The organism is Kocuria sp. CPCC 205297, assembly GCF_040981035.1.
GTDB lineage: Bacteria > Actinomycetota > Actinomycetes > Actinomycetales > Micrococcaceae > Kocuria > Kocuria marina.
Map to the genome: position 1 here is coordinate 1 of NZ_JAVKPY010000002.1, position 13,552 is coordinate 13,552.

At 69.7% G+C, this 13,552-nt stretch carries 11 protein-coding genes and 1 pseudogene; 9 read left to right on the plus strand and 3 right to left on the minus strand.

All coding sequences use genetic code 11. The features are described 5' to 3' along the window. Window positions 1-217: 217 nt before the first annotated feature. The 4 genes from RF650_RS01640 to RF650_RS01655 all read left to right on the plus strand — a co-directional run bounded on the left by RF650_RS01640 (window position 218) and on the right by RF650_RS01655 (window position 4,217). On the plus strand, window positions 218-1,348 hold the full coding sequence (locus tag RF650_RS01640) for a tyrosine-type recombinase/integrase (protein WP_098055584.1): 1,131 nt from the start codon (window positions 218-220) through the stop codon (window positions 1,346-1,348). Further along, window positions 1,345-1,701 carry a helix-turn-helix transcriptional regulator gene (locus RF650_RS01645; RefSeq protein WP_035962946.1) on the plus strand — a complete coding sequence of 119 codons (357 nt, stop codon included), beginning with the start codon at window positions 1,345-1,347 and terminating at the stop codon, window positions 1,699-1,701. The genes RF650_RS01640 and RF650_RS01645 overlap by 4 nt, the downstream gene beginning before the upstream one ends. Then, window positions 1,694-2,323, plus strand: coding sequence for a hypothetical protein (locus tag RF650_RS01650; RefSeq protein ID WP_098055586.1), 630 nt, complete (start codon window positions 1,694-1,696; stop codon window positions 2,321-2,323). The genes RF650_RS01645 and RF650_RS01650 overlap by 8 nt, the downstream gene beginning before the upstream one ends. A 535-nt stretch (window positions 2,324-2,858) precedes the next feature. Then, on the plus strand, window positions 2,859-4,217 hold the full coding sequence (locus RF650_RS01655) for a hypothetical protein (protein ID WP_131333810.1): 1,359 nt from the start codon (window positions 2,859-2,861) through the stop codon (window positions 4,215-4,217). A gap of 147 nt (window positions 4,218-4,364) precedes the next feature. On the opposite strand, the gene RF650_RS01660 is transcribed toward RF650_RS01655, so the two are convergent. From RF650_RS01660 to RF650_RS01670, 3 genes and pseudogenes are all read right to left on the minus strand, one after another. Further along, window positions 4,365-5,603, minus strand: a complete 1,239-nt coding sequence (locus RF650_RS01660; RefSeq protein ID WP_242670533.1) for a heparan-alpha-glucosaminide N-acetyltransferase domain-containing protein — start codon at window positions 5,601-5,603, stop codon at window positions 4,365-4,367. Window positions 5,604-5,687: 84 nt separating this feature from the next. Beyond that, entirely contained in the window at window positions 5,688-6,539 is an 852-nt protein-coding gene (locus tag RF650_RS01665) for a F510_1955 family glycosylhydrolase (RefSeq protein WP_019310368.1), read from the minus strand. Further along, a pseudogene (locus RF650_RS01670) lies at window positions 6,536-8,061 on the minus strand (multicopper oxidase family protein). The gene RF650_RS01665 and the pseudogene RF650_RS01670 overlap by 4 nt, the downstream one beginning before the upstream one ends. Window positions 8,062-8,219: 158 nt before the next feature. On the opposite strand from RF650_RS01670, the gene RF650_RS01675 reads away from it, so the two are divergent. The 5 genes from RF650_RS01675 to RF650_RS01695 all read left to right on the plus strand — a co-directional run bounded on the left by RF650_RS01675 (window position 8,220) and on the right by RF650_RS01695 (window position 13,507). Then, a complete protein-coding gene (locus RF650_RS01675; RefSeq protein WP_131333811.1) occupies window positions 8,220-8,930 on the plus strand; it encodes a response regulator transcription factor in 711 nt (236 codons plus the stop codon). Further along, complete coding sequence (locus RF650_RS01680; protein ID WP_368813895.1) at window positions 8,927-10,066, plus strand: sensor histidine kinase; 1,140 nt, start codon at window positions 8,927-8,929, stop codon at window positions 10,064-10,066. The genes RF650_RS01675 and RF650_RS01680 overlap by 4 nt, the downstream gene beginning before the upstream one ends. Window positions 10,067-10,163: 97 nt before the next feature. Continuing rightward, a complete protein-coding gene (locus RF650_RS01685; protein ID WP_144829070.1) occupies window positions 10,164-10,484 on the plus strand; it encodes a heavy-metal-associated domain-containing protein in 321 nt (106 codons plus the stop codon). Window positions 10,485-10,535: 51 nt separating this feature from the next. Further along, a complete protein-coding gene (locus tag RF650_RS01690; protein ID WP_145008054.1) occupies window positions 10,536-12,767 on the plus strand; it encodes a copper-translocating P-type ATPase in 2,232 nt (743 codons plus the stop codon). A 44-nt stretch (window positions 12,768-12,811) separates the two neighbouring features. Then, window positions 12,812-13,507, plus strand: coding sequence for a DUF305 domain-containing protein (locus tag RF650_RS01695; protein ID WP_131333815.1), 696 nt, complete (start codon window positions 12,812-12,814; stop codon window positions 13,505-13,507). Window positions 13,508-13,552: the final 45 nt, after the last annotated feature.

The window sequence follows — 13,552 nt, forward strand, 5'->3', positions numbered from 1 at the left end:
CACGGTGGCCGCGCTCTCGTCGGCAACGACGAGCAAGACCACCGCGCTACACCACTATCGGGGGCTCAACTATTAGGTGCACGATTTCGCGTGATGACAGTACCGACGTTCGGCGTCAAGGTGTCTGTCCGATCCGGTGAACCCCTCGTCATGCAGAAGGCCCCGGAATAGTCTCTGCATCAGATGCATGATTCGCCCATTTGGTGATGGGGTTCTGATGGTGAAGGTCGAAGTGCCGCAGGGGGCGGCCTCCTTGGTGCTGGCCCCCGGTGTGACCTTTCTGCAGGAGGAAGAATCCGTATTCGAGGCCATGGTCCAGGGGTGGTCGGCGCAGATGATCGGTGGGCGGGGACTTCAGCGGCGGTCCGTGGCCGCGGTGGTGTCCACGGTGCGGCGGTTCCAGGCCAGCACCAGCGAGTGGCCGTGGCGGTGGAGTCCGCAGTTGTTCGATGAGTGGATGACGGACCGGGTCCGCACTCGGGCGCTGGCCCCGACGACCATCCGTTCCTACCAGTACGCGGTGCGTTCTTTCTGCACCTACCTGTGCTCGGAGCACTACGGGTGGGTCGCGGAGTGCGAAGAGCGCTTCGGTGGGCACCCGAGCCAGATCTACCACGAGGAGAACACCGCCCAGCACCTGCAGGGCTACGAGGGGCGCCCGGGGCGCCGACCGTTGAGCCGAGATGAGCTGCAGAAGTTGTTCGATCAGGCCGATGCCGAGGTGGCGGCCCGGCTGGATGCCGGGCGCAAGGGCGCGGTGATCGCCTATCGGGATGCGACGCTGCTGAAGGTCGTCTATGGCTGGGGCTTGCGCGCCAACGAGGCCGCTCATCTGGATGTCACCGACTTCTACCGCAACCCGCACGCTGCCCAGTTCGGTGATTACGGGGTGCTGCAGGTCCGCTTCGGAAAGGCCTCCCGGGGTGGTGCGCCCAAGCGCCGCTCGGTCGTCTCCCTCTTCGACTGGGCGGTGGAAGCCGTGGTCGACTACATCGCCAACGTCCGTCCCCTAGTCGTGAAGAGCGCTTCCAGTGCGGCCTCGAATGCGCTGTGGCTGACCGAGCGCGGGACCCGGCTGCAGGCCCGTGACGTCGCTGACCGGTTCGGGTTCTACCGCGATGAGCTCGGCTTGGATCCGGCGTTGAGCCCGCACTGTCTGCGCCACAGCTACGTGACCCATCTGATCGAGGACGGGGTGGACCCCCGCTTCGTCCAGGAACAGGCCGGCCACGTCTACCAGTCCACCACCGGGCTCTACACGGCCGTGAGTGGGGACTTCAAGAACAAGATGCTCCATGACGCGATCCGGGCCGTGCTGCCCACGAACCCGGGAGGGCAGAGACAGTGAAGGTCATCGGCTATGAGTGGAAGCTGCGGCAGGTAATGGCGGCCGCGGGCATGTTCAGCACCACCAAGCTCATCCCGGAACTGGAAGCGAGGGGTATCCATCTGTCGGCCAGCCAGGTCTACCGGCTGGCCGCGGAGAAACCGGAACGGCTGAGTTTGCACGTGCTAGCGGCCCTGATGGACATCTTCGGCTGCACGGCCAATGACCTCATCACCCGTGTCGATCTCGGCGCGGCCACCGCTCGCACCGGCACCGGCACCGATGCGGGGTCGCCCGAGGCTTCGGCGGATGCGCTGCGTGCCTCCGGGGCTCGGCCCAAGCGGGCCCGGATCGTGCCTCCCAGCGATGAGTGAGCACCCGGGGCGGCCCATCGCCGAGCTGATCAGCACGGTGGAGGCCGGTGTGCCCGCCGATCGCCTCCGGGAGATCGTGGCTGCCATCGTCGTGCGGCCCCACTCCGGGGCCCGGCAGCTGGGTCAGCTGCACGTGGATCCGGGGTTGTTGACCTCGGCCGACAACGCGATGCCGACCCTGCTGCAGCGCATCATCGCCGCCCTGCTCGAGGCCGGTGCCACCTCGGTGCGCCTGCCGCGCTGCACCGGCTGTGGTCTCGAGCGGATGTTGCCCGAACGCCTCGACGGGCACCGGGTCTGCTCCAAGTGCAAGAAGCGGGCCGGTACCAGGGCCATCACCTGTCATTGCTGCCGACGAGAGCGTCAGCTCGCCTCCTTCGTCGGGGACGCCGACTACTGCGGGGCCTGCTGGCGGGACATGTACGGGCAAGCATCGGCGATCTTCGTCGCGGCCGCCCACGGCCTGATCCCCTCCCTGGATCCTGCGGTCCTGGGGGGTCTTCGCCCAGCTTCCCGCCTCGCCCGGGCGCCGGTTGCGCTTGGCCCTGGACATCGCCGACTACGGAGCGGATTGGTTCGCAGCCCCTGCCCGGGGGTCGGCCCTCTTCGGTGTCCTCTATGATCAGCTGGCCCGCCAGGCGCCCGAGTTGCCGCCGGCGTGCTGCGGGCACTGCGGGCAGCACCGGTCGCTGACCAACGTCTATGAAGGTTTACGCTGCTGCTCCCGGTGCTACACAGCACTGCGGTCCCAACCGTGCGACGGATGTGGGCGTACGGGCCCGATCGCACGGCGGATGCCCGACGAGGCCCGGCTGTGCCAGGGGTGCGCGAAGGCCCTCCCCGACGGCTGGGGCATCTGCAGCCAGTGCGGCACCCACCAGCACATCGTCTACCGCGGCCCCGCCGGACCCGTCTGCGCCCCGTGCCGGTTCGCAGCCCAGGTGGACACGTGCACCCGGTGTGGGCGCACTACACCGTGCCGGTTCCCCGGCACCCCGGGCGCGGTGTGCGAGAGGTGCCGCAAACCCAGGCAACCCTGCTCCCGGTGCGCCCAGGAGCGGATTGTCGCCACCCGGGACGAGTCCGGCGCCCCGATCTGCCACAGCTGTCACCACATTCTCGAGGACTGCAGCGTCTGCCACCGGCACCGGCGCGTCGTGGGACGAACCGAGGGGGCGCCCCTGTGCGAATACTGCTACCCGCGCCACCCGGTCAGCTTCCGCGACTGCACCCGCTGCGGCCGCCATGCCAAGCTGCGACAGACCGGGCTGTGCGACCGGTGCACCGCCGATGACCAGCTCGCCACCTTGTTCCCGCCCGAGCTGCTCGAGCGCCACGAGACCGCCCGCACGATGCTCACCGCCCTCCAGGCCGGGGACCCGGCCACGGTCCGCGCGGCCTTCCATCGCCACCGCGCCGTGGAACTGCTGCGCACGGTGTTGGCCACCCCCGATCTGCTCGACCACGAGGCCCTCGACGATCTCGGGCCCGAGTACACGACCCGGGCGGTGCGGGCGCTGCTGGTCGAGCACGGCCTGCTGCCCGCCCGCAACCTGCCGCTGGCCCGCTTCCAGGCGTGGATCATCACCACCGCCCAGCTGATCGAGGATCCGGGTGAGCGGCAGGCCTTTATCCAGTTCGCCACCTGGAAGCACCTGCGCGATCTCAGAAGCCGCGCCGAGCCCCTGTCCGGTCCGCTGGTCACCAGCCGCCGGCACGAGCTGCGGGTCGTGCTTGACCTGCTCGCCTGGGCCCGAGACCGGGGCAAGACCCTGGCGAGCCTGGACCAGGCCGACCTGGACCACTGGGCCACCACCGGGGCCGAGAAATACCTCGTGGCCGGCTTCCTCACCTGGGCCCACACCAACGGCCGCAGCCAGCCTCTGGAGATCACCCGACCGCCCAGGACGTACCTGTTGGTGGGAGGTCTCAGCGATGACCAGCGCCGCCGAGTCCTCGACGGCGTCCTGAACCACGACACGATCACGGCGGGGACGAAGCTGGCCGCCGCCCTGGTGCTGGTCTTCGGCTTCCGCCCTGCCCAGATCACCCGGATCCGTCTGGACGACATCCGCTCCACCGGGGAGGCGCTGCAAGTCACGGTCGGGAAGGAACCGCTGCTCCTGCCCGAGCCGCTGGCCGATCTCGCTACCCAGACCGCAGCAGATCGCAGCGCGCGTCGGATGTTCACCCCTGCCCAAGACCACCACTGGCTGTATCCCGGCGCTCAGCCGGGGACACCCTTGTCAGCGGCCGCTCTGGTGCGCCGGCTGGCCGCAGTCGGTGTCCTGGTGAGCCCGGCGCGAACCGGGGCACTCACCTCACTGTCCCAACAGCTGCCACCACCCGTGCTCGCCGACCTCACCGGCATGCACCTGGCCACCGCCGTCCGCTGGCGCAGCACCGTCGCCGCCAGCAACGCTCACTACGCCGGCCTGCTGCTCGCCTCCGAAGAGAGCCCAACCGCAGTGCTGCGAACTGTGCTTTCCTCGGCATCCAGCACAGAGCCGCCCTGAGCGTCGCAAGACGGAGTAGTCCGCGGCCTGAGAAGCGCCTGCCCAACGAGGTCGGTCGGCCGCCCAGGTTTTGCCGCGCACCGCTGTTCACGGGTGAGCAGGCCAGGGTCGACGAGCTTCTTCATGTGGTGGCTGACCACCGTGTCCTCATTCTCGATCGGCGCCGGAGGAGGAAGGCAGGACGGTGGTGCTGGCTTTCTTGGCGGCCGTGCTGACGAGCCGTTCCAGAGGGCCTTGCCCGAAGGCGCGTTTCCAGGCGAGGGCGAAGATCGCCGCCAGAACGAGGTAGAGCAGGAACCACAGCTGGGGCTGGTCGTAGTGCAGCTCGAAGGAGAGCAGCACCAGCTGGGTGGAGTAGAGGGTCAGGGTCATCGCCCCCATCGCCGACAGGGGCAGCAGCCACGGACCGACCTTGCGGGCTAGTAGCAGGAACGCCCCGAGCGCGGCCAGGCTCACCCCCAGGCTCCAGGCGATGGCCAGGGGCATGTTGGTGTGCGGGGTGGTGATGGCCAGCCACCACCAGGAGCCCGCGGGCAGCGCGTCGTCGGGGCCCCAGATCAGGATCCCGGCCAGAGTCTCCTCGTCCAAGGACGCGGCGTGGGTGAGCTGGTGATAGCCGCCGAAGATGTAGAGCACCAGCCAGGAGGCCAGCCGGGCCGTGACCGCCAGACCCACCCCGATCACCAACAGACGGGTTTGGATCTCGACGTGGTGCAGGTGCAGGCGTCCGATGCCCAGGCCCACCAGCAAGTAGGTCAGATAGGGCAGGGCCGGGTAGGTGCCGGTGAGCAGCAATTGGGCGAGGGTGGCGCCGGGGTCGGTGAGCACGTCGATGACGGTGGGATTGCCGGAGGAGAATTCCGGGACCTGGTCGCCCAGCTCCAGCATCAGGACCGGTGCCGCCACCGCGAACCCAGCTGCGCTGAGGAACAGCGTCCGGGCGGGCAGGTGCAGGAAGGGGATGGTCAGCACGAAGAAGATGCCGTAGTAGGTGAGGATGTTGAACGCCGGTGGGTCCTCGGGCATCAGGGAGTTGATTGCCACCCCGAGGGCGAAGATCAGCAGGGCCCGCACCGCCACGCCCACCCGCGCTCCCGTCATCCGTCGGCCTGTTCGGGGGTGTCGGCCACCGGTGGCGAAGGCCAGGCCCACCCCTGCCAGCAGGGCGAACAGGGCGGCGGAGTCTCCGGAGAACAGGGTCCAGCTCAGCGTCGCCTCGTGGGTCTGTTCGTTCTCGGCGGGCAGGAAATGGATGGCGGTCAGCCCGATCAGCGCCAGCCCGCGCGCCGCGTCGATGCCGGTCAGCCGTTTCCGCGGGACACGTACGGCCTCCGCCGGCATCGCGGCATGGGTGGCGTCCTGGTGCGTAGAGTCGTCCTTACTCATGATGGCCCCCTACTCCCTTGTTGCCTGGCGCGCTGTCAGGCGTGAATGGTCGCCGACTGTGCCTGGGGGCACGAGCGGTGGTGTTCACAGCAGCTGCTCCGTCGTGGCTCCACCGTCCAGGCTCCGCAGCACCCGGGGGCCCTCCACCAGCAGCGCCTCGACCTCCCCGCCGTCGGTCAGACCTGCTCCCAGGGCTACGACCTCGCCGACCGGGTCCCGACTGGCTGTCCAGGTGTCCCCGGCGTCACGGCTGGTCAGCAGGCGCCCGTCGATGCCGGCGCCCACCATCGTTTCGTCGTCGGCCCAGGCCACCCGGGACATCAACTGCGGGGTGTCCACCGTCGTCCACGTCGTGCCGTTGTCGGAGGAGCGCAGCAGGCCGTCCTCGGTGGTGGCCAGCACCGTGCCCGTACCCGGGGCGACCGCCAGAGAAGCGGGGGCGGAGGGGATGGCGGCGGTGTCCCAGTTGCGGCCGTCGGCGCTGATGCGCAGCTGCCCGTCGAAACCGATGACCCCGTTCGGGCCGGCGGCCAGGGCATGGAAGTCCGATTCCCCGGCCCGCGAGAGCACTCTCCAGCTCTCACCGGCGTCGGTGGACTCGATCAGCCCGACCGGTTCAGGCAGGTCCACGCCCAGACCCGGGTGGCCGGAGGCGAGGTAGCGCCCCTCGCCGGTGGTGGTGAAGCCCATCAGGTCCACTACCGGGCCGACCTGGGTCAGGTCCTGGTCGTCCAGGCGGAACAGGCCTTCGTGGGTGGCCAGCAGGATCGTCCCGGCCGCATCGCGGGTGATGGCGTGGACGTGGGTGATGGCGGTGCCCGTGCTGGAGGCCGGGGCGGTGGAGTTCCCGGACTGTGGTGAGCAGGCGGTGACGGCCAGTCCGGTGCCGGCGACCAGGCCGAAGGTGAGTAGGGAGCGGCGGGAGAGGGTGGTCATGGGCGGTATCTCAGTTCGGTCGTCATGCCGGCTTCGGCGTGGTAGATGTTGTGGCAGTGGATCAGCCAGTTCCCGGGGTTGTCCGCCTGCACGTCGATGGCCATCGATCGCATCGGGGCGATCAGGACGGTGTCCTTGCGCAGGCCGTTGGGCAGCGCGAAGGTGTGCCCGTGCAGGTGCAGGGGGTGGGCCATCATCGTGTGGTTGGCCACGGTCAGCCGCACCCGCTGTCCCTCCTGGATCTGCACAGGATCGTGCTGCCCGTAGGGGCCCCCTTGAATCCCCACTCGTAAGGGTTCATCTGCCCGGTCATGGCCAGGTCCAGGGACACGTCGGGGTCCCGGGCCTCCAGCCGGGCGCTGTCCGCCGGTGTCAGGTCGGCGCCGATGAGCACGGATCTGTCCAGTTCCGCCGGTCGTACTGACGACGGCGGTGGATTGCCGGCCCCGGTGCGCACCAGGGCCATGGCCTGCCCGTCCTTGCCCAGCGGCACGGCCACGAAGGGGAAGACCCCTTCGGCCAGGGTGACGGTCGCGTCGTAGCGTTCTCCCATGCCCAGGTAGAGGGCATCGGTGTCCTGCGGCTGCACCGGGAACCCATCGGTGTGTGTGACGGTCATGCGATGCCCGCCCAGGGCGACCGTGAAGATGGTGTCCGCGGCGGCGTTGATGATCCGCAACCGCACTTTCTGGCCCGGCTTCGCCGTGAGCACCTCCGGGTCCGCGGGAACCCGCCCGTTGACCAGGTAGTGCGGGTAGGACACGTCCCCGGCGTCATCGCCGTACGGGGAGTCCCCGGCGCTTATCGCCCCGTGGTCCATCCCAGCCATGCCCTCCGAGGAGCCGGAGGACATGTCCATGCCCTCCATCCCGCCCATGTTGCCGTGGTCCATCCCGGGCATCCCGCCGTTGTCCCGGGAGGAGGTCAGGGCGGCCAGGACCTCATCGGGGGTACGGCCGGTGCCGTCGACCCAGTCGTCGAGGACGAGGATCCACTCGTGGTCGTAGGCGCCGGGTTCTTGCGGGTCGTCGATGATCAGCGGGGCGTACAGACCGCGGTCCAGCTGCACCCCGACGTGCGGGTGGTAGAAGTAGGTCCCCGGGTCCGGGGCGGTGAAGTCGTAGGTGTAGGTCGCCTCGGCGGCGATCGGATCCTGGGTCACCCCGGGCACCCCATCGGCGCCATTGGCCAGGGCGATGCCGTGCCAGTGCACGGTGGTGTCCGCCGGCAGGCGATTCTCGACCCGGATGCGCAGCCGGTCCCCGGCCGTGGCGCGGATGAGCGGACCGGGGAGACTGTCGCCGTAGGCCCACGTCGCCACCGTCGATCCGCCCAGATCGAGCGTGACCGGCCGGGCGGTGAGCGCCGTGTCCACGAGGCGCTGACCGGCTCCGGCGGAGGCCGTCCCGGCCCCCACCCCTGCTGGGAGGGACGGGGCAGGTGAGGAACAGGCCGCCAGGGCGCCGGAGCCGAGCAGGCCGAATCCGGCGACGAGCAGACTTCTACGGGAAAGGGTGTCCATGATTCCTTGTCGGGTCACCAGAAAATGCGGGGGTTGAGAACCATTCTGGCAGGCCACCGGCAGGCGGGAGCCCAGATTCCTTGAAGGTTTGGCGAAGATTGCGGACCATCCGGCCCCCGAGTGGCTTCTACGTCGGGACGGCGGGACACACTGGGATCATGGTGATCTCCGCAGACAGGGATGCGTCCTCAGCCGAGCGCGTGCTGGTGGTCGACGACGAAAAGCCTCTGGCGCAGATGGTCGCCACCTACCTGTCCCGCGCCGGCTACGCCGTCGCCCAGGCGCACACCGGCCCCGCCGCCCTCGAGACCGCCCGCACGGAGCACCCGGACGTCGTGGTCCTGGATCTGGGGCTGCCGGGGCTGGACGGGGTCGAGGTGTGCCGGCGGCTGCGGGCCTTCTCGGAGTGCTACGTGCTGATGCTCACCGCCCGCGGGGACGAGGAGGACAAGCTGGCCGGGCTGGCCGCCGGGGCCGATGACTACATCACCAAGCCCTTCAGCGTGCGCGAGCTCGTCGCCCGGGTGGCCGCGGTGCTGCGCCGGCCCCGCCCCACCGTGGCCCCGGCCGAACCGGCGCGGGTGTTCGGGGACCTCGTCATCGACCTGACCGCCCACGAGGTGCGGGTGGGCGGCGATCCGGTGGCGCTCACCCGCACCGAGTTCGACCTGCTGGCGGCCCTGTCGGCCCGCCCACACCAGGCGTTCTCCCGTCGTCAGCTCATCGACATCGTGTGGGACCCGGCTTGGGTGGGCGACGAGCGGATCGTGGACGTGCACATCGGCCACCTGCGCCGCAAGCTGGGCGAGGAACCGACCGCCCATATCGACACGGTGCGCGGGGTCGGCTACCGGATGGGGGCCCGATGACCCGACGCCCCCGGGGGCTGGTCTCCCGGTTCCTGCTCGCCCAGCTGCTGGTGGTGGCCGCCAGCCTGCTCGCCGCGGTCGTGGTGGCCTCCCTGGCCGGCCCGGCGATCTTCCACGAGCACCTGATCATGGCCGGGCACCCGGAGAACTCCCCGGAATTGCTGCACGTGGAGCAGGCCTACCGCGACACCAACCTCATCACCCTGGGCGTGGCCCTGGGCACCGCCCTGGTCTGCGCCCTGGTGGTCAGCGCCTGGTGCTCCCGTCGTATCCGGGGGCCGTTGGAACGATTGACCGAGGCGGCCCAGGGCATGGCCCACGGCCGCTACGACACCCGGGTCCCGGCGATGGGCGCCGGGGCGGAGGTCGAGGCCCTTGCCTCCTCGTTCAACACCATGGCCGCCCGTCTGCGGAGCACCGAGGACACCCGCCGGCGAATGCTCTCAGACCTGGCCCATGAGATGCGCACCCCCATCGCGGTGCTCACCGTCTACTGCGAGGCCCTCCAGGACGGGGTCACCCACTGGGATGAGACCACCAGTGAGCTCATGAGCGAGCAACTGGCCCGACTGACCCGTCTGGTGGACGACATCAACGACGTCTCCCGCGCCGAGGAGGGCCGGATCGACCTGGACCGCACCGAGCAGCCCGTCGGTGAGCTCCTCCGGAGTGCCGTGGAGGCCCACCGGGAGGGCTACGCCGCCAAGGGCGTAGCCCTGGAGCTCGACGTCGACGAGTCGGCCGGGACCGTGGACGTGGACCGGCAACGGATGGGCCAGGTACTGGGCAACCTGCTCACCAACGCCCTGCGCCACACCCCGCTGGGCGGAAAGGTGATCCTGAGGGCGGCCCGGCAGGGTCCCGGGCAGATCGCCATCCACGTGGCCGACACCGGTGATGGCATCAGCGCCGAACACCTGTCCCACGTCTTCGAACGCTTCTACCGCGGGGACACCGCCCGCGACCGCGACCACGGCGGCTCCGGGATCGGCCTGACCATCTCCAAAGCACTGGTCGAAGCCCACGGCGGCACCCTGACCGCCACCTCCCCCGGACCCGGACACGGCGCGGTGTTCACCATGGAGCTGCCCACCTGTCACCGCGTGGGTTCCCCGGCAGCAGAGGTCACCGGATGACCCACTTGCTTTATACCCCCATGGGGTATATACCCTAGAGCGGTAGGGATCCCTTGGGTCCCTGCGGTATCGCATAACCCGAGCGAAGGAACTCCAGATGACCCCCGAGACCCCTCAGCCGCTGCCGATGGCCTCCACCGGCTGCGCCTGCTGCACCCCGGCCTCCGACCAGACGGCTCCCGCCGCCGAAGCGGCCCCCTCGGCCGGCACGTCCGCCACGTATCAGGTGGAGGGCATGACCTGCGGCCACTGCGCGACCAGCGTCACCGAGGAGATCACCGCCCTGGAGGGTGTGACCGATGTGCGCATCGACCTGGTGGCCGGTGGCCTCTCCACTGTGACTGTGAGCGGTATGGCAACCCCGGAGGCCGTGCAGGCCGCGGTCGAGGCGGCCGGTTACGCCGTCGTCGCGGCCTGAGTAACCCCACCGCCGTACCGACCAGCCAACCATCTTCGCGGAAGGAGCATCATGAGCACCCCGCATCATGACCACGGCCACCCGCACGCCGACCCCGACGCCGTGCAACCCATGGACCACAGCGGCCACGCCGGTCACGGGCAGCACGGCGATGCCGATACCCACGGGCAGGCCATGCCGCACGGGCACGCCCACTCCGCCCTCGACGAGGACCACACCGTCCACACCCACGGCGAACATGCCGGGCACTCCACGGCGATGTTCAAGAACAAGTTCTGGTTCTCCTTGGTGCTGGCGGTCCCGGTGGTGGTGTTCAGCCCCATGGTCGGGCACCTGCTGGGCTACCACATCCCCGAGTTCCCCGGGTCGGCTTGGATCGCTCCGGTGCTGGGCACGGTCATCTACTTCTACGGCGGGATGCCGTTCCTCAAGGGCGGACTCACCGAGCTCAAGAGCCGGCAGCCGGGGATGATGCTGCTGATCAGCATGGCCATCACGGTCGCGTTCGTGGCCTCCTGGGTGACCACCCTGGGGATCGGCGGATTCGAGCTGGACTTCTGGTGGGAGCTGGCGCTGCTGGTGGTGATCATGCTGCTGGGGCACTGGATGGAGATGCGGGCGCTGGGGGCGGCCTCCTCCGCCCTGGACGCCTTGGCGGAACTGCTGCCCGACGAGGCCGAGAAGATCGTGAACGGCGAGACCATCACCGTGCCGATCGCCGAGCTGGCGATCGGGGATGTGGTCCTGGTCCGATCCGGGGCTCGGGTTCCGGCCGACGGGCAGATCGTCGACGGCGCCGCGGAGTTCGACGAGTCCATGATCACCGGCGAGTCCCAGCCCGTCTCCCGGGGGCCCGGGGAGACGGTGGTGGCGGGGACCGTGGCCACCGACAACGCGGTCCGGGTCCGCGTCGACGCGGTGGGCGAGAACACGGCCCTGGCCGGGATCCAGCGGATGGTCGCCGACGCCCAGGCCTCCTCCTCCCGCGCCCAGGCCCTGGCCGACCGGGCCGCCGCGTGGCTGTTCTGGTTCGCCCTGGCCGCCGGCGTGCTCACCGCCATCACCTGGACCCTGCTGGGCAGCCCCGACGACGCCGTGGTCCGTACCGTCACGGTGCTCGTGATCGCCTGCCCCCACGCCCTGGGCCTGGCCATCCCGTTGGTGATCGCGATCTCCACCGAGCGCGCCGCGAAGGCCGGGGTGCTGATCAAGGACCGGATGGCCCTGGAGCGGATGCGCACCATCGACGTGGTGCTCTTCGACAAGACCGGCACGCTGACCGAGGGCGCGCACGCCGTTACCGGTGCTACGCCGGTGCCCGGCACCTCCGAGGCCGAGCTGCTCGCCGTGGCGGCGGCCGCCGAGGCCGACAGCGAGCACCCCGTGGCCCGGGCGATCGTGACCGCCGCCGCCCGCAGCGCCGAAGCACAACGGCTGGGCCTGCGCGGCACCGGCTTCACCGCGGCCGCCGGCCGCGGTGTGAAGGCCACCGTCGACGGGGCCGAGATCGTCGTGGGCGGGCCGAACATGCTGCGCGAGTTGGCTCTCGACACGCCCGCTCCGCTACGCGCCACCGTGACCGAGTGGACCAACCGCGGCGCCGGTGTGCTCCACGTCGTCCGGGACGGGCGGATCATCGGCGCCCTGGCTTTGGAGGACAAGGTGCGCCCCGAGTCCCGCGCCGCCGTGGCGGCGCTGCAGGAGCGCGGGGTGAAGGTCGCGATGATCACCGGCGACGCCCGGCAGGTCGCCGAGGCGGTCGGGGCGGATCTGGGCATCGACGAGGTCTTCGCCGAGGTCCTGCCCCAGGACAAGGACACCAAGGTCACCGAGCTGCAGTCCCGCGGGATGACGGTGGCGATGGTCGGCGACGGGGTCAACGACGCCCCCGCCCTGGCCCGGGCCGAGGTCGGGATCGCCATCGGCGCTGGCACCGACGTGGCCATGGAGTCCGCCGGGGTGGTGCTGGCCGGCAACGACCCCCGCTCGGTACTGTCCATGATCGAGCTGTCCCGGGCCAGCTACCGGAAGATGATCCAGAACCTGGCCTGGGCCACCGGCTACAACGTCATCGCGGTGCCCCTGGCCGCCGGTGTGCTCGCCCCGGTCGGGATCGTACTGTCCCCGGCCGTGGGGGCGGTGCTGATGTCGGTCTCCACCATCGTGGTGGCACTCAACGCCCAGCTGCTGCGCCGGCTCGACCTGGACCCCGCCCACCTGTCCACCACCAGCACCGAGGACCGCCGGCCCGCCGAACAACCCGCGACCGTCCCCACCTCCTGAGCCACCCTTTCCCCAACCCCTCAACAACAAGAGAAGGACACACTGTGAAGCGTTCCACCACCCTCATCACCCTCGCCCTGGCCTCGGCTCTGGCCCTGGCCGGCTGCGGCACCAACGGCGAGGAGAACACCGGGGCGGCCTCCGAGGCCGCTACGTCTGCAGCGGCAGGTGCCGGAAGCACCGAGACCACCGGCACGACCGCCCCCTCTGGCTCCTCCTCCGCCCAGGAAATCTCGGAGGAGCACAACGACGCCGACACGATGTTCGCCCAGATGATGATCCCCCACCACCAGCAGGCCGTGCAGATGAGCGAGATGATGCTGGCCAAGGACAACGTGGATCCGCAAATCCAGGAGCTGGCCAACAAGATCGTCGCCGCCCAGGGCCCGGAGATCGACCGCCTGGAACAGATGCTCCAGACCTGGGGTGAGCCCACCTCAGCGGCGGCCGGGGACATGGGCCACGAGTCCATGGGTCACGACTCCGACTCCGGTTCGGGCATGGAGGGCATGATGACCGAGAAAGACATGGATCAGCTCCAGGCCGCCGAAGGGGATGAGGCCGCCGAGCTGTTTTTGACCCAGATGACCGAACACCACCGCGGGGCCATCGACATGGCCAAGGAAGAGGTCACCAATGGGCAGAACTCGCAGGCCATCGCGATGGCCCAGAAAGTGATCGATGACCAGGAAGCCGAGATCCAGGAAATGGACGGCTTGCTCCAGCAGCTCCAGAGCTAGTGCGTTGACCGGTTGGGTCGGCCGGGTTTGGACTGGTGGCATGGC

Excerpts from the sequence above, each read along its gene's own strand:
- RF650_RS01650 (WP_098055586.1), top strand. The coding sequence starts at position 1,694 with ATGAGTGAGCACCCGGGGCGGCCCATCGCCGAGCTGATCAGCACGGTG.
- RF650_RS01640 (WP_098055584.1), top strand. The coding sequence starts at position 218 with ATGGTGAAGGTCGAAGTGCCGCAGGGGGCGGCCTCCTTGGTGCTGGCC.
- RF650_RS01675 (WP_131333811.1), top strand. The coding sequence starts at position 8,220 with ATGGTGATCTCCGCAGACAGGGATGCGTCCTCAGCCGAGCGCGTGCTG.
- RF650_RS01660 (WP_242670533.1), bottom strand. The coding sequence starts at position 5,603 with ATGAGTAAGGACGACTCTACGCACCAGGACGCCACCCATGCCGCGATG.
- RF650_RS01680 (WP_368813895.1), top strand. The coding sequence starts at position 8,927 with ATGACCCGACGCCCCCGGGGGCTGGTCTCCCGGTTCCTGCTCGCCCAG.
- RF650_RS01690 (WP_145008054.1), top strand. The coding sequence starts at position 10,536 with ATGAGCACCCCGCATCATGACCACGGCCACCCGCACGCCGACCCCGAC.
- RF650_RS01685 (WP_144829070.1), top strand. The coding sequence starts at position 10,164 with ATGACCCCCGAGACCCCTCAGCCGCTGCCGATGGCCTCCACCGGCTGC.
- RF650_RS01665 (WP_019310368.1), bottom strand. The coding sequence starts at position 6,539 with ATGACCACCCTCTCCCGCCGCTCCCTACTCACCTTCGGCCTGGTCGCC.